Origin of the sequence: Sodalis praecaptivus (genome assembly GCF_000517425.1) — a bacterium.
Taxonomy (GTDB): Bacteria; Pseudomonadota; Gammaproteobacteria; order Enterobacterales; family Enterobacteriaceae; genus Sodalis_A; species Sodalis_A praecaptivus.
Genome location: NZ_CP006569.1, coordinates 2,397,118 through 2,419,339 on the forward strand (window position 1 = coordinate 2,397,118; position 22,222 = coordinate 2,419,339).

Genomic DNA, 22,222 nt, shown 5'->3' on the forward strand with positions numbered 1-22,222 from the left:
AGCGACCGCCGTTTGCGCTTTCTGCCACCGCGCTTACCGGGCCTATGCCCGCAGATTGCCACGAGAGAGGCTTCACCATGCAGGTTCGTCAAAGCATTCATAGCGACCACGCCAAACATCTGGATACCGAGGGGCTGCGCCGCGAGTTCCTTATCGAGAATATGTTTGTCGCCGACCAGTACACCATGACCTATAGCCATAGTGATCGCATTATCGTCGGCGGCATCCAGCCGGTGACGCAGGCGGTGACCATCGGCGATGAGGTTGGTAAACAGTTAGGCGTCAGTTATTTCCTGGAGCGTCGGGAATTGGGGGTTATCAATATTGGCGGCCCGGGGAGGGTGGCGGTCGACGGTACCCGTTATGAAATCGAGCATGAAGAAGCGCTGTATGTCGGCCAAGGCGCGCGAAATATCCGCTTTGAGAGCATTAACGCGGGGCAACCGGCGCTGTTCTATTACAATAGCGCGCCGGCGCATACCACCTATCCCAGCCGCAAAATCACCCTGGCCGAGGCCACGCCGCAAACTATTGGTGACAACGTCACTAGCAACCGTCGCACAATCCATAAATTCATCGTGCCGGATGTGCTACCAACCTGTCAGCTTACGATGGGGTTAACCAAACTGGCGGAGGGCAATTTGTGGAATACCATGCCCTGCCACACCCATGAGCGACGGATGGAAGTGTATTTCTATTTCAATATGGACCCCGAGACGGCGGTGTTTCACATGATGGGCCAGCCGCAGGAGACCCGCCATGTGATCGTGCGCAACCAGCAGGCGGTGATTTCACCCAGTTGGTCTATCCACGCCGGCGTCGGCACCAAAAATTATACCTTTATTTGGGGAATGGTCGGCGAAAACCAGGTGTTTGACGATATGGATCACCTCTTGGTCAGCGAATTGCGCTAATTCCCCCTGCGGCCGACCCGGCTGCAGATGGGTTAATACCGGCGGCCTGCTCGGCCGCGTACACTAAGGTGGCATTATGATCTTGGAACGTTTTGCATTACAGGGAAAAGTCGCGGTCATTACCGGTTGTGATACCGGACTGGGCCAGGGTATGGCCATCGGGTTGGCGGAGGCCGGCTGTGATATCGTCGGCGTCAATATCGTTGAGCCTGACGAGACGCTACGACAGGTGGAGACACGCGGCCGTCGCTTTCTTTCCATCAAAGCCGATCTGAGCGATACCGCGGTCATCCCGAGGGTTATCGCTCAGGCGGTGGCAGCCTTTGGCCATATCGATATTCTGGTCAACAATGCCGGCATTATTCGCCGCCAGGATGCCATCGAATTCAGCGAAAAAAATTGGGATGATGTGATGAATCTCAATATCAAGTCGCTGTTTTTTATTGCCCAGGCGGCGGCCCGACAATTTATTCAGCAGGGCCGCGGTGGCAAAATCATCAATATCGCCTCGATGCTCTCCTATCAAGGCGGCATACGCGTTCCCTCCTATACGGCGTCAAAAAGCGCCGTGATGGGGATTACCCGCCTTCTGGCCAATGAATGGGCGCAACACGGCATTAATGTCAACGCGCTGGCGCCAGGGTATATGGCCACCAATAATACCCAGCAACTGCGTGAGGATGAAGCCAGAAGCCAAGCGATTCTAGAGCGCATCCCCGCTGGTCGCTGGGGATTGCCCGACGACTTGATGGGGCCGGCGGTATTCCTGGCGTCGGCGGCGTCGGATTATGTTAACGGCTTCACCCTGGCGGTCGACGGCGGCTGGCTCGCGCGCTAACCGGCAAGGAAAAGTTACAAGGTAACCTATTCCCGGCGGCTTCGGATTGTTCTATACTGGACAAATGACCAGCCATTTCGCGCCGTGCCGCCTATGACCGCCGAAGGACATTTTATTTTTGCCTTGGCCAGCACCATTTTAGCCAAGAAAATGGCGCTGACGCCTGCCTTGGCCCAAGGCGATTGGTGGCACATCATCGCCGGTGGCTTGCTGACCTGCCTACTGCCGGATATCGACCACCCCAAATCGGTGCTGGGACAGCGATTGACCTGGCTGTCCGCGCCTATCGCGCGACTGTGCGGTCATCGCGGCTTCACCCATAGCCTGCTGGCGATCATCGCCGGTATCCTGTTATTTACCCTGCGCCTGCCGCCGCAAAGCGTCATTCCCCTGGATGCATTTCACGCCATGATTATCGGCTATTTAAGCCATATCGCGGCGGACATGCTGACCCCGGCCGGCGTGCCGCTACTGTGGCCCTGCCGCTGGCGGTTTCGCCTGCCTATCTTGAGTCCCGCCAAAGGCAACCAGCTCGAGCGATTGGTCTGTATCGCGGCGCTGATTTTCGCCCTACAGCACCCGGAGGGCGCGCCGCTGGTGCGGCATCCGGCGGTTCCCGAGTCCGTGCAGGCGCTCTGGCAGCGGGTGCGCGCCAGCCTGTTGCCCACCCCCCTGAGAAAATAGCGCCGAGCGCGCCGCCGACGGCGCAGGCTATCGTAACGATAGAGAAAGATTTTCCAGATGTTGCGACCCAGGCGGCGCGCGGGTTGGCGCGGTCATTCCCTCGCATTCATACTGTTATTTGCTGCCAAAACGGGCTTATTTTTCGCCCGGCGTGATCAACGATATTCCCATAACCGATTGTTTTAGAGAGCAAATAGGGCGCAGCGCCAACATCATTGCGTGCTATTGCCCTAAAAACGGTAGGGGAAATCTGTTCTATAGTTGATCCAACCGATCCCAAAAGGCGGTGGTAAATCGCTACTTAACCGGTTGTAAACAGTGAGAGGAGCACAAAGCCATGTCGACACCCAAGGATCCTTCTGAGGCTCAACAACGCCTGTCCCATCCCGCCCCGGCCCCGGATGGCCGGTCTTCTACCCCCGGCCTGGGCAGTCTGGCCCCCGATGACGGCAGCCACATGCCGCAGCCTGGCCCTTCCGAGCCGGGGAAACAGCCCACCGCGTCCGGTTCGGCCAAGTTTCCCAACACCACCAACGCTAAACTCGACTTGCTGGAGCCTCACCGCAAAAACGGTGAAAACCAGCCCCTGACCACCGATCAGGGAACCAAAATTTCCGATGACCAGAATTCGCTGCGCGCCGGCAAGCGTGGACCCACGCTGCTGGAAGATTTCATTATGCGTGAGAAGATCACCCATTTTGATCATGAACGCATACCGGAACGTATCGTGCATGCCCGCGGATCCGCCGCGCACGGCGTTTTTGAGGTCTACCGCCCGCTGACCGAGATCACCAAAGCGGGCTTTCTGCGCGACCCGTCGGTCAAAACGCCGGTGTATGTGCGGTTTTCCACCGTGCAGGGGTCGCGTGGCTCCGCCGATACGGTACGCGATATCCGCGGTTTTGCGGTGAAGTTTTATACCCAGGAAGGCAATTTCGATCTGGTCGGCAACAATACGCCGGTGTTTTTCATTCAGGATGCCCATAAATTTCCCGATTTCGTCCATGCGGTGAAACCTGAACCCCACAACGAGATGCCGCAGGGCGGCACCGCCCACGACAGTTTCTGGGATTATGTTTCGTTACAGCCGGAAACGCTGCATAACGTCTTCTGGGCGATGTCGGACCGCGGGATACCGCGCAGCCTGCGCACCATGGAAGGCTTTGGCATCCATACGTTCCGCCTGGTGAACGCCGAAGGTCAAAGCACCTTCGTCCGTTTCCATTGGAAACCGGTTGCCGGAAAAGCGTCGCTGGTATGGGATGAAGCGCAAAAAATTGCCGGTAAAGATCCCGATTTCCACCGCCGCGATCTGTGGGAAGCGATTGAAGCCGGCGACTACCCGGAATGGGAACTGGGCTTGCAGCTAATCCCCGAGGAAGATGAACATAAGTTCGACTTCGACTTGCTTGATCCGACCAAGTTGATCCCCGAAGCGCTGGTACCGGTGGAAATCGTAGGCAAGTTGACCCTTAACCGCAATCCGGATAACTTTTTCGCCGAAACGGAGCAGGTCGCGTTCCATCCCGGTCATGTCGTGCCCGGCATTGATTTCAGTAACGATCCTCTGTTACAGGGACGGTTATTTTCCTATACCGACACCCAAATCAGCCGACTCGGCGGCCCCAACTTCCATGAAATTCCCATCAACCGCCCCGTGTGTCCTTATCATAATTTCCAACGCGACGGCATGCACCGCCAGGATATCGACACCAATCCGGCGGCCTACGAGCCCAACTCGTTAAACGATAACTGGCCGCGCGAAACCGCGCCGGCGGCGGAAAACGGCGGCTTTGAGAGCTACCATGAGCGCATCGACGGCGAGAAAATTCGTCAGCGCAGCGACTCGTTCAACGAATACTTCGCCCACCCGCGTTTATTCTGGCTTAGCCAAACGCCCGCCGAGCAACAGCACATTATCGACGCATTCAGTTTCGAGTTGGGCAAAGTCGCCCGGCCCTATATCCGCGAACGGGTGATCGATCTGCTTACCCGGGTGGATGTCGACCTGGCAAGCCAGGTCGCCGCCCGCCTCGGCTACCGTCTGTCCGACGAGGCGAAAAACATTGCGCCGCCGCCCGCGGTCAACGGCATCACCCGCGATCCCACCCTCAGCCTGTATGCGACCGGCGCCGGCGCGCTCAAGGGACGACAGGTGGCGCTTCTGGTCAGCGACGGGGTGGACGCCGCCGATGTGCTGGCCGCGATGCAGGCCCTGAAGGCGGAAGGCGTTCACGCCAAGCTGCTGGCGTCGCATATGGGTAATCTGCTGGCGAGCGACGGCTCCACGCTGCCCATAGACGGTACCATCGAGGGCAATCCGTCGATTACGGTGGATGGCGTTGTGGTGCCGAACGGCAATCTCGACGCGCTGTTGCTGGACGGCGCGGCGCGCCATTACATCCTGGAAGCCTATAAGCACCTGAAACCCATCGCCCTTAGTGGCGACGCCCGGCGGTTTAAACCTCAGTTGGGGCTGAAGGACGGCGATAATGAAGCAGGCATCAGCGAGGACGGGTCGATTAGCGACCCGCTGATGCAGGCGTTCCTGGCGAGTCTGCGTGAGCATCGCGTTTGGTCTCGGCTGGCTAAAGCGGCCGCGGTGCCCGCCTGACAAGACGGCAGTAGCAAGGTCTTGCAGGGTAAGCGCCTGGCGCGCTTACCCTTTTTTTTGACCGCAGGCGATGATGTTGCTCGCCGCCATCCCCTCTGGCGGCGGGCGGCGCGCCGCGAATCACTAGGTCTGCTCGCCCCCCCATGTTAAGCTATGCGCACGGGCCGACATTCGGCGATAGAGTCAGGTGGAGGGCAATCAACGATGAAGATGAATCGTGCCGATCAAATACTCTCTGCCGCAGAAACGTGCGTGAAGCAAAAAGGGTTTCACAATACGACCGTGCAGGAAATCGCCGTGATGGCGGGTATCAGCACCGGGCTGATTTACCGCTATTTTAAAGGGAAAAGTGACATCATTGAGGCGCTGGTGAACCAGGTAGTTGAGCGGTTACAGCAAAAAATGAAAGCCGACTCTGTTCTGGAGGGCGATAGCGCCCGGCTCACGCTCTTCGCGGGCGATACCGTTAACGTCGACACGCGGGACAGTATCGCGCTGATGCTGGCCATCTCGGCGGAAGCCAGCAGAAATGCCCACGTTCAGCACATCATCCACCGCGCGCATTTGACTTTGCAGGAATATGCCTTTAGCCATTTCAGAGCGCTGCACGCCAACGCCAAAGATAGTGAAATCCGCACGCGTTTGTATATTTTTTCCTTGATTATTGATGGCGTGATCATGCGTAAAAACGTGAATATCGCCCAGCATAACGCGGCCTTCTGGCCGCTGGTCGACGATTTGATCCGCCAAATGAATTCAGGCGCTTAGCGCAAGTCCTTAAGCCAGGCCGTTTGCCCAGCGGTTCGCTGTTTGCCGGGCGATCGCCCCGGCAACCTAGCGCCACGTCGGCCAAGCCCCCGCCCCGGACGGTGGCGCTAGGCGCGCACCGCCGCTGACAAAAACCGCGTTACCGCCGCGGTGATAGCGCTATCGATATCTTCTTCATGAAACGTCCGGCAAACCGCACCGTTGATAAGGGTTAACAGCAGTTCAATGGCCGCGCGGCGTCGGCTTTCGTCCTGTAACGACGTCGGTGGAGCGTCATGATTGACCAGTGCGTCGATCAGATCCTGTTCTTCCTGACGTAAAATCGATTGAAGAGTAGCGCTGCGCGAGGCTTCGGAGAACGTTTCAAGCAGTAAAACCCGTTCTCTCGCCGGCCAGTCAGACCAAAAAGGCGATTGAGGGAATAAAATCGCCGCGTAATCGGTCAAAGCGCGTAATTTCTCCGCCAGCAGGCGATACCATTGCCCGGCGACCTGGCGCACCACCGCATCTATCAGCGCGTCCTTACTGTCAAAATAGCGATAGAGCTGCCCCGCGCTGAGGCCAGATTGTTGACTCAGCTCGGCCATGGTCGCGCCGTGGAATCCGGATTGAGCAAAACTTTCTTTTGCGGCCTCAATGATTTGCGCACGACGTTGCCTGTGAAAGTCCTCACCCGCCCCTTTTCTCACCGCTTTCCCCTTCTAAGCAATAACACCTTGATGTGCAAGGGGGCTATGTTACCTTGCTCCGTGCATAAGAAGAACCTTCCGGCGCAAGAAATGGCCCTCGTACTCCTGTACGCCCGCGGCCAGCACCCCCGGCCGCATACGCTTTTCCAAGGGGCAACCGGGCGCGCGCGCTGGCGCGCTGGGTAAAACCCCTTTCGTCCCCCATCCTATCACGGCGCCAAACTGAACCCGCAGCCGCCCTCGGCGACCTGTGAACGCCGCACGGCACGGTGCGGTGCGGCACGGCACGGCACGGCACGGCACGGCAGCACGATGCATCACAACAGGGCTACGTGGCAACAGGGCAACATGTCACCATGGCTACATAACAGCACGTCTACATAGCAGTACGGCAACATAACTGCACGGCTACAGGGCAACAGGGCTACATGTCACCATGATTACATAGCCGTACGGCTACAGGGCAGCATGGCCACATCGCAGCACGGCAATATGCCACCGTGGCAGGACGTGGCGCGCCCCGCGCCGTTGCGTTAAAGCGCTAATTTTGATTCCGCCAGCGCCGTCCCGCCCCCCATCACTTTATACAGCGTGATCAGATTTTGATAATACGCCAGTTGGGTACTGACTAATTCGGTTCTGGCGCTGTAGAGTTCCCGCTGGGCATCGAGCGCGTTCAAATAGGTGTCGACGCCGTTTTGATAACGCAAATCGGCCAGATGATAATAGCGCCCGGCCGCGGCGACATAGTCCGTATGGCCCGTTAGCTGCGCGTGAATCGTGCCGCGGCGCGCCAGCGCGTCAGCCACTTCCTGGAACGCGGTCTGTACCGCTTTTTCATAGGTCGCAACGTAAAGCTCTTTTTGCGCGCGGGTGTAATTCAGCTGCGCGGTATTGTAGCCGCCGGTGAATAACGGCAGCGAGACGCTAGGTGAAAAGGACCAGATGCCCGCACCGTGTTTGAACAATGAAGACAGCGCATTGCTGCCCACCCCGGCTGACGTCGTCAGGGAAATAGATGGGAAGAAATTGGCCCGCGCCGCGCCGATACTGGCGTTTGCCGCCTTCAAATTGTGCTCCGCTTCCAGGACATCCGGCCGGTTTAGCAATACCTGCGATGAAATGTCGGCGGGCATTTCACTTAGCGCGCCAGACAGCTGCTCAATGCCGTTCGGCAGCCACGCGTCCGGCACGCGCTGGCCCACCACCAGGTCCAGCGCGTTCTTATCCTGCGCCACGCTGGTTTGATAGCTGGCGATATCGGCCATAGCGGATTGATAGGTGGTTTCAGCCGACGCCACATCGACCCCGGAGACGATGCCGTGCTGCAATTTTTTTTGCGTGACCTCAAGGGATTGGCGCGCGCTTTGCGCCGTTTGCTGCGCAATCGCCAGGTTGCTTTGATCGGCGGCGAGCGCCAGCCAGTAATACACCGTATTGTACAGCACGGTTAAGCGGGTACTGCGCGCACCCGCCAGCGTGCCGAGGTAGGTTTCATACTGTTCCCGCGTCAAGCTCTGGTTTTTGCCGAACAAATCCAGCTCAAAGGAGCTGATGCTCCCCTCCGCCTGGGTGCTTTGGCTTATCGCCGTCTGGTTGCCCTCGCCGGTGAGCGCGCGGGAGCGGGTCCCTGACAGCTCCGCATCAACGGTGGGGAACAGATTTGATCGTTCTTCACCATATTGCGCTTTAGCCGCTTTAACATCGGCTACGGCTTCGCGCAAATCGCGGCTGCTGTTCAACGCCATAGCGACGGTCTGACGCAACCGGTCATCCAGAATGTAGTCCCGCCAGGCGATGTCGCGATAATTGCTGCCTGGCGCGTGGCCGAGCGAAGCATAAGCGCCGCCGGTTGGCAACCTGTCCGGCACCGGCGCCGCCGGGCGCGTATAGTGGGGATCCAGCGATAAACAGCCGCTCAGCAGCAGGGGCGCCACCATGATAATTCGTCTTGCTAACATGTTCATGCCCCCGTGTCCTGGTGGGTGGATTTGACGGGGTGTTCCCCCTCGGGAATGCCAGGGAAAATCCGCCTGACGATGACAAAAAACAGCGGCACCAGGAATATCGCCAGCAGCGTGGCGGTAATGATGCCGCCAATAATACCGGTACCAATCGCGATACGGCTATTGGCCCCCGCCCCCGTCGACACCGCCAGCGGCAATACCCCGGCGGCAAACGCCAGCGACGTCATCAGAATCGGCCGCAGCCGCATGGCGGCCGCATGCACCGCCGCGGCTATCAGGGTCTGGCCCTGGCGATAGCGTTCCTCGGCGAATTCCACAATCAAGATGGCATTTTTCGACGAAAGCCCAATGATGGTTAACAATGCGACCTGGAAATAGACATCATTTTCCAAACCGCGCATTGTGATGGCCAGTAGCGACCCCACAACGCCAAGCGGGACTACCATCATGACCGAAAAGGGAACCGACCAGCTTTCATACAGCGCCGCCAGACACAAGAACACTACCACCAGCGAAATGGCGTACAGCGACATCGCCTGATTGCCCGACAATCGTTCTTGATAAGATAACGCTGACCAGGCATGGGAGCTGCCCGCGGGTAATTGCCCCGCCAACGTCTCCATTTGGTTCATTGCGTTCCCCGAACTGCTGCCGGAAGCCGCCTCGCCCTGGATTTCATAGGACGCCAGCCCGTTGTAGCGGGACAAGGTATCCGCACCGTAGATCCAGTGAGAGGTGGCGAAGGACGAAAACGGTACCATGGTGTCATTACCGTCGCTGTCCGTGCCTTTCACGAACCAGCGATTAATGTCCTCGGGTTTACTGCGAAAATCGGCGTCGCCTTGGATATACACTTTTTTTACCCGTCCGCGATCGGTAAAGTCGTTGACATAGGTTCCCCCCAGGGCGCTACCGAGCGTGTCGTTAATGTCGCTGACCGAGGTGCCGAGCGTCTCGGCTTTGTCATCATCGATATCGACCTGCAACTGCGGTAAATCCGGCAGCGTATTGGCGCGCACGCTCGCGAGCGTGGCGTCCTTGGCCGCGTTGGCAATAAGCTGATCGCGCAGTTTCAGCAGTTGGCTGCGATCGGTACCGGGGCGGGCCTGAAGTTCAAAGGTGAACCCGTTGGATTGCCCCAGGCCGGAAATGGCGGGCGGCGTTAAGACATACACCTGCGCATCGCGCATGCCGGCAAAATGTTTCATCGCCCGCAGCGCAATAGCGTCCGCCTCGTTTTCGGTGCCTTTACGGTCGCTCCAGTTTTTCAGCGCGATAAATCCGACCCCGGCGTTTTGCCCGCTACCGGCGAAACTGAAACCGTTAACCAGCATGCCGACGTTGATATTGTCTTTTTCTTGGTTCAGAAAGTACTGCTGGATCTCACTGCGCACGTTGCGGGTGCGGCTCTCCGTGGCCCCCGGCGGCAGTTGGTACTGCACCATGATATAACCCTGATCTTCCGTCGGCAGGAAGCCGGTAGGCAAACGTACATACATCACGGCGCAGGCCAGCAGCAAAACCGCATAGAGCAACAAATAGCGCAGGGGACCGTGAATGACGCGGCCGACGCGATTCTCATAACGCGTTTGCAGCGCGTCATAGTGACGGTTGAACCAGCCGAAAAAGCCTTTCTCGCTATGCTCATCGTCATGAGGTTGCAAAAAGCTGGCGCACAGCGCCGGCGTGAGGGTCAGCGCCACCACCACCGACAGGATCATGGAAGAAACAATGGTAATGGAGAACTGACGGTAAATGACGCCGGTTGAACCGCTGAAAAACGACATGGGCAGGAACACCGCCGACAGTACCAAGGCGATACCGATAAGCGCGCTGGTAATTTCCTTCATGGATTTCGCCGTCGCGTCCCGCGGCGACAGTTTTTCCTCGCGCATCACGCGTTCGACGTTTTCCACCACCACGATGGCGTCGTCCACCAATAGACCAATCGCCAGGACCATGCCGAACATGGTCAGCGTATTGATAGAATAGTCAAACAGCGACAGTACGCCGAAGGTGCCCAATAACACTACCGGCACCGCGATGGCGGGGATCAAGGTCGTGCGCCAGTTTTGCAAAAACACGAACATGACCACCACCACCAGGAGAATCGCCTCCCCCAATGTCTTCACCACTTCTTCGATGGAGACTTTGATGAACTCGGTGCTATCGAGCGGATAGGCCACGGTATAGCTCGCCGGCATACCGCTTTGCAGCTCGCTAATGGTGCTCTTCACTTTTTCCGCCGTGGACAGCGCATTGGCGCCCGGCGCCAGTTTAATGGCCATACCGGCGGCGGGATGACCGTTGGCCAGCACGTTGGTGCTGTAATCCTCATCGCCCATCTCCACCCGGGCCACATCGGCCAAACGCACGATGGAGCCTCCGCTGTTGGTTTTCAACACAATATTGCGGAACTGCTCCGGGGTTTGCAGGCGTGAACGGGAACGTACCGTCGCCACCAGTTGCTGGTCTTTACCGGCGGGCTGGGCGCCGATTTGCCCGGAGGATACTTGGGTATTTTGATTCTCCAGCGCCGTTTCCACATCGGACGGCATCAAGGAATAGGCCGCAAGCTTGGCCGGGTCAAGCCAGATGCGCATCGCATATTCGGAGCCGAACACCTGCACATCCCCCACCCCCTGCACGCGCGCCAGGGTGTCTTGCATATTGCTTATCAGGTAATCGGCCACGTCCGACGAGGTGCTTTTGTCCGCCTTGTCATAAAGCGTCATGATAAGCAAAAAGTCGGACTGCGCTTTCGCCACCGTCACGCCCTGCGACGTGACGGAATCCGGCAGCCGGCTTTCCGCCTGCTGCACTTTATTTTGCACCTGGACCTGCGCGATATCCGGATCGGTCCCCTGCTGAAAGGTGACCGTAATTTTTGACTGACCGGTGGAGGCGGTGCTGGTTGACGAAAAATAAAGCAACCCATCCAGTCCGGTAAGCTGCTGTTCGATCACCTGCGTGACGCTGCTTTCGAGCGTTTCCGCCGAGGCGCCGGTGTAGGTAGCCTCAATGGTGATCTGCGGCGGCGCCACGTCGGGGTACTGGGCTACCGGCAGAGTGTTGATACTCAACACGCCAAACAGCACGATGATAATCGCTATCACCCAGGCAAAAACCGGGCGACGGATGAAAAAACCAGCCAGCATGTTACTCTCCTCCGCTACCGTCGGTCGTTTGCGCGGCGTCGGATGGGGTAGTCGCTTCTACCGCCTTCACCGTCATTCCGGTTTGCACTTTGCTGGTCCCTTCCACGATCACCCTATCGCCCGCTTTCAATCCTTCGTTAACCAGCCAATCGCTGCCAATGACGCGATCGACGGTGACCTGGCGGCTTTCCACTTTGTTATCCTGCCCCACCACCAGCGCGGTGGCGTTGCCTTTCGCATCGCGGGTAATGCCCTGCTGGGGCGCCAGAATCGCATTAGCCTTCACGCCATTGCTTACGCTGGCGCGGACATACATTCCCGGCAACAGCTCGTGCTGCGGATTGGGTAAAATGGCGCGCAGCGTGACGGTGCCCGTGCTTTCATCCACCGCCACCTCGGTCAGCTCAAGCTTGCCGGTGTGCGCGTAACGCGTGCCGTCCTCCAACGTGACCGTCACCGGTACCGTGTCACCCTCCTGCTTTAGCGTCCCCTGTTGGCGACGCAGCTGCAGCAGCTGGCTGCTGGACTGCGTCAGGTCGACATAGATAGGATCCAGCGCGCGGATGGTGGCCAGCGCGTCGGATTGATTGGCTTCGACCAGCGCGCCGGGGGTAACCGAAGAGATGCCGATACGGCCAGAGATGGGGGCCTTAATCACGGTGCGTTGCAGATCAATACGCGCGCTCTGTACCGCGGCGCGGTATTGGTCCACCGAGGCAACGTTTTGTTGCCAGGTGGCTACGGCCTCATCGGCATCCTGGCGGGAGACGCCGTTTTCCTTCACCAACGCCGTATAGCGCTGTGCCTTCAGTTTGCTGCTGTTAACCACCGCCACGGCATTTTTCAACTGCCCCACGGCCTCATCATAGGTGGCCTGATAGCTGGCTGGGTCGATTTGATACAGCGCCTGCCCTTCCTTGACTTCATCTCCTTCGGTAAAAAGCCGCTTCTGAATGATACCGTCCACCTGGGGGCGAACATCGGAAACCAACGACCCTTTTACGCGACCGGTTAAATCGCTGGTTAAGGTGACCGACTGGGGCTGTAACGTTTTCACCCCCACCTCGGTTGCCGCGCCAGCGGGATTCGTATCCGGCTGCCGATCGCAGGCCACGACGAGGAATATCAGTCCTACCGCCAAAAATCTTGAGAGAAACATCACGCCCAATCCTATAATGAATATTCATTCTCATTATACCCGCAGACGCCAGAGGGCCGATGGCCTACTTTGGTAAAAAAAACGAAAATACATGTTACCTAAATAGGTTTTTATCACGCCATGCGGTCTGTGACGCGGGCGTGCCGGGCAACGCGCGCGCGTCGCCCTCGACAGCAGGCAGTCATAACCGACAGCACCAGGTCAGGGAAAGGGAAAGTGACTGCGGGGCAGCCAATTTGAAGATTTCCCTAGGCTTGAGTGAGGCAACAGGGGCGAAAACATTCACCGAAGATGCGCGACGCGGCAAACAGTTTGGGGGCCATTGCGTTAGCGGTGGCAAGCGCCTAGAGGACCATCGTGCAGCGGCGGCAAACCTTTGAGGGCCATCGCGCTAGCGGTGGCAAACGCCATAAAGGAGTAATTTCGGCGAACGCCTTAAGGGAAAATAGGGTCGCGTCGACTGACGCTGGAAAGCCGTTATAGCAGAACTGGGATTCGCGCCGCCCTGCCGGCAGCGGGCCACAGCCGGTCGCCGGGCTGCGCCCGCCGGCCCATCAGAGCCGGCGGTGGCCCGGCGCCCAAGCGGACGCTAGGAACGCTTATTGGCCCTGCTGAGGATTGGTGTCGTATTCTTGGCAGCTCTGGAACCCTTTGTTCAATACCTTGCCGGTTTCGTCGTAGCTGACGAAATAATTAATCGGTTTACCGTCACGGTTACCCAGGACATAGGAATCACACGTGCCGCGCGCATTAATCATGGTCGAGGAGGTCGCCGGCACGCCGCCGATAGCGCGCGCCTGCTCTTTGGTCATGCCTTTTTTCACATCGCTTACGACGGGTTTGTTCAAATAACTGTCGGCACGATCATAGGCGGTACAGCCAGAAAGGAAAGAAATCGCCGCGGCGGCGGAAATAGCCAGAACCATTTTATTATTCATCGAGGTCACCTCATTCATTGTGTGTATCAATAAGCCTAGATGCCAAAACACATTTTTTCAAATAGGCCGTTCATTTTGGTGCTTATTTTTGTTCCAGGCCGGCCGCCGAAATCGATATTGGCATCGCCGGCGGGTAACGCTTTCTCTTCTAAGCGTTAGGCTTTACACTTTTGTGATTACCCTCATCATGACGTTTGCGATACCCGCAGCTTGACGTTTCAGGAGACAAAGCGAATGGCACTACAGCAAGAAATCATAGCGGCGCTGGGCGTAAAACCCACGATTGACCCGGCGGCCGAATTTCGGGTGAGCGTGGATTTTCTCAAAGCCTACCTGAAAAAGTATACTTTCGTGCGCACGCTGGTGCTTGGCATCAGCGGCGGCCAGGATTCCACCCTGACGGGCAAAGTGTGCCAGCAGGCCATCAGCGAGCTCCGTCAGGAAACCGGCGTGGCCGACTACCGCTTTATCGCCGTGCGCTTGCCCCACGGCGAGCAGAAAGATGAAGCGGACTGCCGGGATGCAATCGCCTTCATCCAGCCTGACCAGGTGATCACCGTCAATATTAAAAGCGCGATTCAGGCCAGCGAGGCGACCTTGCGCGAGGCGGGCATCGCGTTAAGCGATTACGTTAAAGGCAATGAAAAGGCGCGCGAACGCATGAAAGCCCAGTACAGCATCGCCGGCATGACTTCGGGATTGGTGGTGGGTACCGATCACGCTGCGGAAGCGGTAACCGGTTTCTTCACCAAGTACGGCGACGGCGGTACCGATATCAACCCCCTCTTCCGCCTGAATAAACGCCAGGGCCGCGCCATATTGCAGCACCTCGGCTGCCCCGAGCATCTCTATCTCAAAGCGCCGACCGCCGACCTAGAAGAAGATCGCCCCGCGTTACCTGACGAAACCGCGCTCGGGGTCACTTACGAAATGGTCGATGATTACTTGGAAGGCAAAACCATCGATGCCGCCGCGGCGCGCGTGATTGAAAACTGGTATCAACGCACCGAGCATAAACGCCATCCGCCGGTGACGGTGTTTGACGACTTTTGGCAATAATCCCCCCGCCGGCCGCGGTCAGCCGCGCGCCGGCACGTCCGCATAACGTTTAGGCCCGCGCGGTTGCCCCCTTTTCCCACCACCGGCGGATAATGTAGCGTGACGCATTGGCGAAACGCTGGCTTCGCGCCGCCTGGATATCACTCCCGTGTGGCCGCCGCCGGCGGGTGAAGTGGAGGCGGCGCCATCGCCCCTTGGCCGCCCGCGCAGCGTCGGCTTTACGCCGCCTGCGCGTCGACCCACTGTTCCAGCCGTCGGCGGATAATGCTGCGCATCAGCAGCACCGCCGGATCGGCGGCGTGAGACGCGGTCATCAGCAGTTGCACCTCAAACGGCAGCGCCCCCTGGATTTTCACGACCTGTAACTGTTGGGCATAACGTCTGGCGGTGAAAGTGTCGACGATCCCCACGCCACCGCCGGCCAGCACCATATCGGCAATAACGGAATAGGTCTTGATCTGCAACGTGCCGCAAGAACGCAGCCCCTGGGCGCGCAACGTCTGGTGCAGTACCCGCCCCAGCGGATCCTGCGGCTGCATCATCAGCAGATGATGCTCACATAGCCAGGCCAGGCTGACCGGCGCCGCGACCGTCACAGACGGCGGGACGAGCGCCACCATATCGGCCTGATAAAGCACTTCCGCCGTCAACCGCGGCGCTAGGGATTGACCAAAGGTCAACGCCAGATCCAGCCGGTCAGCCAACAGATCCTGGCAAAGCGTGTCATGATGACCGGTCACCAGTTCGACATCCGCCGGCAGCGGCTCCGCCTGTCGGCGGTAGTCCAACAGCACCTGCGCCATTAAAGATTGGCCAATCGCATGAGCGGCGCCAATGCGTAACTGCTCAGGGGCGCGTAAACGTTGGGCGAGCTGGTCGATTCGTTGTAACTGGAGATAAAGCTGGTCGATTTCCGGCATCATCCGTTGTGCCCGCGACGTCGGCTGTAGCCCGGAGGGCCGGCGATCGAATAAGGCAAATCCCAGCTGCTGTTCGGCATGGGCCAGCACGCGGCTGATATTGGGTTGCGAGACATTAAGCCGGCGCGCCGCGCCGCTGATACTGCCGGACGCCATAATGGCATGAATGATTTCGATATGACGTAAACGCATGATGGGCGCTCCGGGCCGACGGCCTCAGAGGCTGGTCGGTATCGACGATATAGCCCGCATAGTAAGAGAATTTGCGGCGGTTGAACAGCGCGCCCGCACTCATGCCGCTTGAGATAACGCCCGATAGACCCGACCGGCTGTCCACAGGCAAAAAAAATCGCAGCCGTAGGCTGCGATGGAATAAAGGCGTGTTAACGGAATTTAGTTATTTCCCTGTTCCGCCATTTTAGCCTGACGCGCTTCAAATTTCTTATTGAATTCCTGCTTCTGCGCCGGGGTCAGGACATTATACATTTTATTCTGCATTTCGAGACGAGCCAGCATTCTTTCATTTTGCGCTTGTGACATGCTGGTGACCAGCGCCTGCGCTTTGCTGCTGTCAAAATTATCGGCGGCAATGACATCATGGAGCTGTTTATGCTCGTCAGCCGACGGCTTCTTCATATTTTTCATCGAATCGCGTGCAATATCGCGCATCTGCTCACGCTGGGCGGTGGTCAAATTCAAATCCTTGAACATCTGCTCCATCATGGGGCCGTGCTTCGGATGATGATGCATTTTCGCGCTCTCCGGCGCGGCCGGCGCCGCGGCGGTATCGGCGGCGGAAGCCAGCTGGACGGTACCTAACATCAATGATGTGGCCAGAGCGAAAGCGGTTGATTTACGCATGATATTTCCTCATTATTTTTACCTGTATGCCGCGGCGCGAAATAAACACCGAAGCGTGCATTACAAGAATAACTTTACGCGAGTTAACTTCAAGTAGTGCGAGCCTGAGTAAATATGTTAAAGCCTATCACTCAATTTCTGCGCAATAATGAAGAAAAAAAGGAGAATAAGGAGGGAAACCGTAGTGAAATTTAATGAAGCGCTTCGCATTGTGCCTTGGGTCAAAATTGCGCCCTGGGTTAAAATAGCGCGATTCCCCTCGCCTCGCCAACACTATTCGCGGCCCCTACCGTTTCGCTTATCGTATTTTGCCGCACGCTGAGAGAATATTATAGGGCAATAACCCTTTTCTCCCTGGCCGAGTTTTTTTTTCTCGGCCGAGGGAAACGCGACAATGTCGCCCGCACGCCGCCCATCGGCTTAAGCCCCGTCGCGGGTTGTAAACGTCAGCGGCTCTTCGCCGTCAGCGGCCGCCTGCAACGGTGCGTTAAGTTTTAACACAATCCAATTGGAGGTCACGCGCTGCTGCTTTTCATCCTCCACCGTTACCGATAGGCGATATTGATTACGGGCGCCCGGGGCATCATCCCAGGGCGGCAGGATGATGGACCAGCCATCGGGCTGGCCGCTGTCGGCCGGCGGAGTCAGGCTTAGCGCCTGGGTATCGCCCTGCCAGCTCACTGCGGTCAGGGGATAGCGCGCCGACACCTGCACTTTGAGCGCCAGCGAGGTGCCCGGCTGTAGCGACCAGGGCGGCGTCGCCAGGAACACCGACAGGCTTTTGCGCTGTTTAAACGCCAGAACCGGCACGGCATTGCGCTGCACCTGATCATAGCGGCTGCCGCGCAGCGAGTGCGCCTCGGCCACGTAATCCGCCGACAACTGCCTGTATATCGGCACGCCCAGGCGATAATTGAGGGTGAGCTGATACTGCTCAGCGCTTTCGCCGCCGTCCCCCAGCTTATGGCTAGCGGACAACGTCATGAGCGGCACGGGGGTATAGCTGACGCCGAGCTCGACCGCCGCCGGATTGGCGCGATAATTACCGCTATCGAAAACATCCACCCGTTGCCCAAAGTACTGTTCATATTTAACCGAGGCGCCCAGCTGGCGATAAAACGGGAGATAACCCTGGGTAGTAATATCGTAGCCGCTGGCCATGCGCACCCGTTGGTCATCATCATCATTAAGGGCGTGCATGGCCGACAGCGGGTAATAGTAGTTGGACGAGAGCGACAGGTAATCGCTGCGCGCTTCAGCGCCAACGCTGCCCCGGCGCAAGCTGTTATGTTGCAGGTATTGATCGTAAAACACGTTCAAGCCCAGCAACCATCGGCCGGCGTTCCAGCGCTGGCCCAGGCCCATGTTACCGACGATGTCGTCATCCACGCCCTGTAGGCCCAGTTGGCCATAGGTCAGACCGCGCGTCTTTTGATCGTCCAGCGGCAACAGCATCTGGCCGGAACTGCCGCTAAAGCGGCCGCTTTCGTCGACATTGAGCTGCACTTGGGTATAGCCGAGGGGAGATAACATCGCTTCGCTTTTTTGCTGCAGCCGGTTAAGGACGCGATCTTTCGCCTCCCCCAGCAGATAGCTGCGCCAGGTTTGATCGTTATTTTCATCCTGGTTGACTTCCGCCATTTGTCTGGCGATCGTCGCCAACTTCTTTTCCGAACCGCTTTCGTTTACACTTGCGCTCCCGAGGCTGGGCAACGATTGTTGTTGGCTTAGCAGGGCATTGTCATTGTCCTGCGGGGTGACCCGCGCCACGGCGGGGAACGGACAGAAGAAAGGGCCAGCGGTAGCGGCGCCTAAGATAAATCCCATAATGACGTAGGACATGACGGCGCAAAGCCGCCGATTTGGTATAAAGACGTTCATGGCCCTCTCTGTTCGCCGCTGCGCCGCTGCGGCCGTTGCTTTGATGACCGGCGATGTCGCCGGACTGCTCATAAAGTAACCCGAGAACCCTTACTCTATCACATTCGGGATGGGCTTAGACAGTGAGATGACTTACCATTCTAAACTACAATAAATACATTGCTAAATATCTGATGTTTGACCTGCCCGCTATCGTGTTTGACGCTTACAGTCCGGAGAAGGAAAAATGACGCAACTGGAAAAGGAACGGTTTATCGGCCTGGAGTGGCTGCGCTTCCTGCTTGGCTGTTACGTAATGATTTATCATACCGCTCACCACTATCCGCAATTCAACGCAGTGTTTGGTCTGAGCGAGCTGACCAGTATGGGCTTTTTCGCCACCAGCGCCTTTTTTGTTCTGTCCGGGTTTTTACTCGCCCATGTCTATGTTCGCGGCCGCGGATTACGCGAGCCGGCCAGCCATTTTTGGCGTAAGCGGTTGTTTAATCTCTATCCCATTCATATCGTGGCGCTGGTGTCGTCCATGCTGGTGGTTACGTTCATGCAATGGTTGGCGATACCGCCCGAAGGTCCCGGCGCGACAATCCGGTTTGTGGTGTACGACACCAATGAAATTCTGGGCCAGACGCATCCGGAACTGTTCCGTCATTACATGGATAACGTGCAGCTGGCGTTCAACAGCGTCTTACAGCTCTTTATGCTACAGGCGTGGAACCCCTATTTCCTGACGTTCAATGCACCGCTCTGGTCGCTGTCGGCGCTGTTTTTCTTTTATCTGTTGTTCCCTTGGGCGGCGCCGCGTCTGATGAATGCGCGCAACCCCTGGCTGTGGCTTGGGATCTGCATGCTGGTCTATTTGTTGCCGCCGCTATGGGTAATTTGGCAGCATCAATATGGCGTGCCTTATACCGGGCTATTGCAGCGTCTGCCGCTGTTTCGCGTACCGGAATTCTTCGGCGGTATCCTGGCGTATGCATTATTCAAACGCGCCCATCTGTCGGGGGTCGTGCTATCGGCCGCCGCGCGCCGCATGATGGTGCTGTTTATCGTGGGCTGTTTCTTGCTAGCCACCGTGCTGTTTACCCACGGCCCCAAATATTGGTATTTCTTGTTGCATAATGGCCTGCTGCTGCCTTCGCAACTGATGCTTATCACGCTGTGCGCGCTGGCGCGCAATCCAGACAGCGCCTGGCTGCGCCATTGGTCGCCCCGCCTGGGCGCGGCGTCGTTATCCATGTTCGCCCTGCATGTCCCGCTGTTCAATCTGTTCATGACGCTGGAGCAGCTGGTGCGGGGCGCACCCGGGCAATGTTTGAACCAATGGAGCGAGTGCGTGGCGGCCGCAGCCAACGTCAAGCTGTCATTAACCGGCTATGCCCTGTTCCTGGTGCTGACCGTGACGGTATGCGTGCTGTTTCAGGAGCGTTTTGTCGTGCGGGTCAGAAAATGGCTGGTGGCCCGCTTTATCGGTCACCCTGCCAAACCTGTCGGCGAAACGGGTGTAAAAACCAGCGGGTCATGATGAGGTCTAACGCTGCGGCGTCGCCGAAGAGCGGCGCGCACTCGGGCCGAGGGCCGGCGCGCAGGGGCAAAAACCGCGCGACACGCGGCCCAGGCGTTAAAGGGGGGCTGAATGATCGATCGCTGCGCGCCATCCCCCTGCGCAACGGCGCCGGCTGAACAGCGCGTTATCCTGCGGCCACCGGCCTGGCCTGAAGAGCGCCATCCCGCCTTGCGCCGTCTCACGGTGGTCACCCGCGCGGCGCCGATTAAATCGCCAGCGGCGGCTCATCCCGCGGCGTTTGGTTCACCGCCGCCCGCCCCTGGATCAGTTGGCGAACCTGCTTGACCAATTCCACCATACAGTCATCCTGCATGCCGTAATTGTTCAGCTCTTGCTCCAGGGCAAAGAGATACTGGGCGTTGGTGCCAAGCGGGCCGCTGGCGCAGGCGATAAGCGGTGCGATAACCTGCGACCGGGTATCCGCCTCGAAAAAAGGGTGGCAGGGATCCATGACAAAGGCCAATGCCGTGACGCTGTCACCATTATCCAACGTCAGTTCGCTCCATATGGGGATGTAGCATCCGGTCAGCATCTCCCGCTTCCACAGCAATTCCAGCTCCTCGTGCAGGCGATCTTCAGGCAGGCGAAACGCCAGGCCCGTGGTCTGGCCGCCCTCTTTTAACGCCAACATGCGCCCCGGCTGCGACGAGGTACCGCGTCCGGAGATAAGCCGCAGACAGAAGGCGCGATGCCAGCCGAAGAGCGTGGCCGGACGCACCTCTTCCGCCTCAAAGATGGGATTCCACATCAGCGAGCCGTAACCGAAAATCCACACCGGGCTATTGTCCGGTCGACGACTCAGCGTGCACGCCAGCGATGCCCGCCGCTGTTCGGGCGTTAACAGCAGCGATTCGTCAATAATACCAAAGGCCGTTTTACAATCCGCTTTCTGCAAAAAGTCTCGCGTTAACACTCGCTTGCTTTCTCCTGGCCATCACGTTCAACTGCGGTGGCGCACCTGCGCCGCCTGCGCGTGAAGATAATTTCTGTTTTTATTGCTCATAATTGAATCACCAACAATATGACCATATGCGTTTCCGCCGCCGCAATCAAGTTTGAAGCGAGTCACAATTATGACAAAAAGCTATCCCGGCGCGCGTCCCCGGCGCCGCGACCCTAGCCGCAGCGAATAGCGCTGACGCGGCCGGGGATCACCGCGTCTCGGCGTCAGGCCCTGCCCAGCTCGCAAACCCTGACGGTGGCGCTTCCCGTGACGGTAGAGGGCAACGACGGACCCCATGCGCGCACACACCAAAAGGAAGCCCGTCTCGGCAGGGCAAAATTGCGGCGGCGGATGGGTTAAGACCTTAAGCTCAGCAGGCCGGTTGTAAAGCTTAGGGCGAGTAGCCGCAGGGTGGCGCTATCGGGGCGGCAAGATGCGGGCGCTGCACGGGCAATCGGGGTAACTACGCGCAAGGGGACGGCGCCGGCACGTCCAATCGGGCAAAGCCGCGCACGGGGACGGCGCCGGCACGTCTAATCGGGGCAAAGCCGCGCACGGGGACGGCGCCAACGCGTCCAATCGGGGCAAAGCTGCGCACGGGGATGGCGCCGACACGTCCAATCGGGCAAAGCCGCGCACGGGGACGGCGCTGGTACGTTTAATCGGGGCAAAGCCGCGCACGGGGACGGCGCCGGCACGTCCAATCGGGCAAAGCCGCGCACGGGGACGGCGCTGGTACGTCCAATCGGGGCAAAGCCGCACAGGGGGACGGCGCTGCCCGCCGCCCGCGCCCCCTGCACTGCGTCAGCCCTTACTTTTTCGGGTGCCAGCGGTCGTCTTCGCCCTTATGGTATTTATGTTTTACCGCCGCCCAGGCGACCTTATGGGCGGTCTCCTCACGCGATTCATGGCCGCGGCGCTCGGAAGCCTCTTTGTATTGATCCCAAGCGCTATTAAAGGCTTCGCGGTAAATATCCTGCGCATGCTTGGGCAAAACCCCGGTGACGCTGTCCGGTAAGGATGAATTGGATTGATAGGGCATACAGCCTCCTTTTAGGGTCCTTATCCTATTTCAGTATAGGTCCTGTGGCGTTTTTCGTCGGCAGACGCGACGCGCGCCGCCGCCCGTCGTGACGCCCGACGCTGACCGCAGGCCTATCAACAGTTTTTTCACCCCGTTAATAGCCGCTTTTTCCTCAAGACCGAATTTATTGCATTATCAGCGTGCGTTTTAGCCTCTATTTTGGCATAAATGAGAGAAGACA

The 22,222-nt window shown here is 58.2% G+C and carries 17 protein-coding genes; 7 read left to right on the forward strand and 10 right to left on the reverse strand.

Going from position 1 to position 22,222, the window contains the following annotated elements:
- The first annotated feature begins 77 nt into the window (after positions 1 to 77).
- The 5 genes from kduI to SANT_RS10630 all read left to right on the forward strand — a co-directional run bounded on the left by kduI (position 78) and on the right by SANT_RS10630 (position 5,818).
- A complete protein-coding gene (gene kduI / locus SANT_RS10610) occupies positions 78 to 914 on the forward strand; it encodes a 5-dehydro-4-deoxy-D-glucuronate isomerase (RefSeq protein ID WP_025422270.1) in 837 nt (278 codons plus the stop codon).
- 76 nt (positions 915 to 990) lie between these two features.
- Positions 991 to 1,752, forward strand: a complete 762-nt coding sequence (gene kduD, locus SANT_RS10615) for a 2-dehydro-3-deoxy-D-gluconate 5-dehydrogenase KduD (protein ID WP_025422271.1) — start codon at positions 991 to 993, stop codon at positions 1,750 to 1,752.
- Positions 1,753 to 1,845: 93 nt separating this feature from the next.
- Positions 1,846 to 2,436 carry a metal-dependent hydrolase gene (locus SANT_RS10620; protein ID WP_025422272.1) on the forward strand — a complete coding sequence of 197 codons (591 nt, stop codon included), beginning with the start codon at positions 1,846 to 1,848 and terminating at the stop codon, positions 2,434 to 2,436.
- 337 nt (positions 2,437 to 2,773) lie between these two features.
- Complete coding sequence (gene katE, locus SANT_RS10625) at positions 2,774 to 5,050, forward strand: catalase HPII (RefSeq protein WP_025422273.1); 2,277 nt, start codon at positions 2,774 to 2,776, stop codon at positions 5,048 to 5,050.
- Positions 5,051 to 5,254: 204 nt separating this feature from the next.
- Positions 5,255 to 5,818, forward strand: coding sequence for a TetR/AcrR family transcriptional regulator (locus SANT_RS10630; protein WP_051440154.1), 564 nt, complete (start codon positions 5,255 to 5,257; stop codon positions 5,816 to 5,818).
- A gap of 107 nt (positions 5,819 to 5,925) precedes the next feature.
- Here the strand turns inward: SANT_RS10630 and SANT_RS10635 are convergent, their stop codons facing one another.
- The 5 genes from SANT_RS10635 to osmE all read right to left on the reverse strand — a co-directional run bounded on the left by SANT_RS10635 (position 5,926) and on the right by osmE (position 13,729).
- A complete protein-coding gene (locus SANT_RS10635; protein ID WP_025422275.1) occupies positions 5,926 to 6,507 on the reverse strand; it encodes a TetR/AcrR family transcriptional regulator in 582 nt (193 codons plus the stop codon).
- Between the two features lie 533 nt (positions 6,508 to 7,040).
- Complete coding sequence (locus SANT_RS10640; RefSeq protein WP_025422276.1) at positions 7,041 to 8,468, reverse strand: efflux transporter outer membrane subunit; 1,428 nt, start codon at positions 8,466 to 8,468, stop codon at positions 7,041 to 7,043.
- 2 nt (positions 8,469 to 8,470) lie between these two features.
- On the reverse strand, positions 8,471 to 11,632 hold the full coding sequence (locus tag SANT_RS10645) for an efflux RND transporter permease subunit (protein ID WP_025422277.1): 3,162 nt from the start codon (positions 11,630 to 11,632) through the stop codon (positions 8,471 to 8,473).
- A 1-nt stretch (position 11,633) separates the two neighbouring features.
- Positions 11,634 to 12,791 carry an efflux RND transporter periplasmic adaptor subunit gene (locus tag SANT_RS10650; RefSeq protein WP_025422278.1) on the reverse strand — a complete coding sequence of 386 codons (1,158 nt, stop codon included), beginning with the start codon at positions 12,789 to 12,791 and terminating at the stop codon, positions 11,634 to 11,636.
- Between the two features lie 599 nt (positions 12,792 to 13,390).
- Positions 13,391 to 13,729, reverse strand: coding sequence for an osmotically-inducible lipoprotein OsmE (osmE, locus tag SANT_RS10655; RefSeq protein WP_025422279.1), 339 nt, complete (start codon positions 13,727 to 13,729; stop codon positions 13,391 to 13,393).
- Between the two features lie 234 nt (positions 13,730 to 13,963).
- On the opposite strand from osmE, the gene nadE reads away from it, so the two are divergent.
- A complete protein-coding gene (nadE, locus tag SANT_RS10660) occupies positions 13,964 to 14,788 on the forward strand; it encodes an ammonia-dependent NAD(+) synthetase (protein WP_025422280.1) in 825 nt (274 codons plus the stop codon).
- Between the two features lie 218 nt (positions 14,789 to 15,006).
- Here the strand turns inward: nadE and SANT_RS10665 are convergent, their stop codons facing one another.
- The 3 genes from SANT_RS10665 to SANT_RS10675 form a co-directional block, all read right to left on the reverse strand.
- Positions 15,007 to 15,900 carry a LysR family transcriptional regulator gene (locus SANT_RS10665; RefSeq protein WP_025422281.1) on the reverse strand — a complete coding sequence of 298 codons (894 nt, stop codon included), beginning with the start codon at positions 15,898 to 15,900 and terminating at the stop codon, positions 15,007 to 15,009.
- Between the two features lie 201 nt (positions 15,901 to 16,101).
- A complete protein-coding gene (gene spy, locus SANT_RS10670) occupies positions 16,102 to 16,569 on the reverse strand; it encodes an ATP-independent periplasmic protein-refolding chaperone Spy (RefSeq protein WP_025422282.1) in 468 nt (155 codons plus the stop codon).
- 420 nt (positions 16,570 to 16,989) lie between these two features.
- Complete coding sequence (locus SANT_RS10675) at positions 16,990 to 18,450, reverse strand: YchO/YchP family invasin (protein ID WP_025422283.1); 1,461 nt, start codon at positions 18,448 to 18,450, stop codon at positions 16,990 to 16,992.
- Positions 18,451 to 18,676: 226 nt separating this feature from the next.
- On the opposite strand from SANT_RS10675, the gene SANT_RS10680 reads away from it, so the two are divergent.
- Entirely contained in the window at positions 18,677 to 19,972 is a 1,296-nt protein-coding gene (locus SANT_RS10680) for an acyltransferase family protein (RefSeq protein ID WP_025422284.1), read from the forward strand.
- Positions 19,973 to 20,219: 247 nt separating this feature from the next.
- Here SANT_RS10680 and SANT_RS10685 read toward each other — a convergent pair whose 3' ends face one another.
- Both SANT_RS10685 and chaB read right to left on the reverse strand, forming a co-directional pair.
- Positions 20,220 to 20,927 carry a gamma-glutamylcyclotransferase gene (locus SANT_RS10685; protein ID WP_025422285.1) on the reverse strand — a complete coding sequence of 236 codons (708 nt, stop codon included), beginning with the start codon at positions 20,925 to 20,927 and terminating at the stop codon, positions 20,220 to 20,222.
- Between the two features lie 841 nt (positions 20,928 to 21,768).
- Complete coding sequence (gene chaB, locus SANT_RS10690; protein WP_025422286.1) at positions 21,769 to 21,999, reverse strand: putative cation transport regulator ChaB; 231 nt, start codon at positions 21,997 to 21,999, stop codon at positions 21,769 to 21,771.
- Positions 22,000 to 22,222: the final 223 nt, after the last annotated feature.

Bases quoted from the DNA above. Each gene is read 5' to 3' on its own strand.
- kduI (WP_025422270.1), top strand. From the start codon at position 78: ATGCAGGTTCGTCAAAGCATTCATAGCGACCACGCCAAACATCTGGAT.
- kduD (WP_025422271.1), top strand. From the start codon at position 991: ATGATCTTGGAACGTTTTGCATTACAGGGAAAAGTCGCGGTCATTACC.
- SANT_RS10620 (WP_025422272.1), top strand. From the start codon at position 1,846: ATGACCGCCGAAGGACATTTTATTTTTGCCTTGGCCAGCACCATTTTA.
- katE (WP_025422273.1), top strand. From the start codon at position 2,774: ATGTCGACACCCAAGGATCCTTCTGAGGCTCAACAACGCCTGTCCCAT.
- SANT_RS10630 (WP_051440154.1), top strand. From the start codon at position 5,255: ATGAAGATGAATCGTGCCGATCAAATACTCTCTGCCGCAGAAACGTGC.
- SANT_RS10640 (WP_025422276.1), bottom strand. From the start codon at position 8,468: ATGTTAGCAAGACGAATTATCATGGTGGCGCCCCTGCTGCTGAGCGGC.
- SANT_RS10645 (WP_025422277.1), bottom strand. From the start codon at position 11,632: ATGCTGGCTGGTTTTTTCATCCGTCGCCCGGTTTTTGCCTGGGTGATA.
- SANT_RS10650 (WP_025422278.1), bottom strand. From the start codon at position 12,791: ATGTTTCTCTCAAGATTTTTGGCGGTAGGACTGATATTCCTCGTCGTG.
- osmE (WP_025422279.1), bottom strand. From the start codon at position 13,729: ATGAATAATAAAATGGTTCTGGCTATTTCCGCCGCCGCGGCGATTTCT.
- nadE (WP_025422280.1), top strand. From the start codon at position 13,964: ATGGCACTACAGCAAGAAATCATAGCGGCGCTGGGCGTAAAACCCACG.
- SANT_RS10665 (WP_025422281.1), bottom strand. From the start codon at position 15,900: ATGCGTTTACGTCATATCGAAATCATTCATGCCATTATGGCGTCCGGC.
- spy (WP_025422282.1), bottom strand. From the start codon at position 16,569: ATGCGTAAATCAACCGCTTTCGCTCTGGCCACATCATTGATGTTAGGT.
- SANT_RS10675 (WP_025422283.1), bottom strand. From the start codon at position 18,450: ATGAACGTCTTTATACCAAATCGGCGGCTTTGCGCCGTCATGTCCTAC.
- SANT_RS10680 (WP_025422284.1), top strand. From the start codon at position 18,677: ATGACGCAACTGGAAAAGGAACGGTTTATCGGCCTGGAGTGGCTGCGC.
- chaB (WP_025422286.1), bottom strand. From the start codon at position 21,999: ATGCCCTATCAATCCAATTCATCCTTACCGGACAGCGTCACCGGGGTT.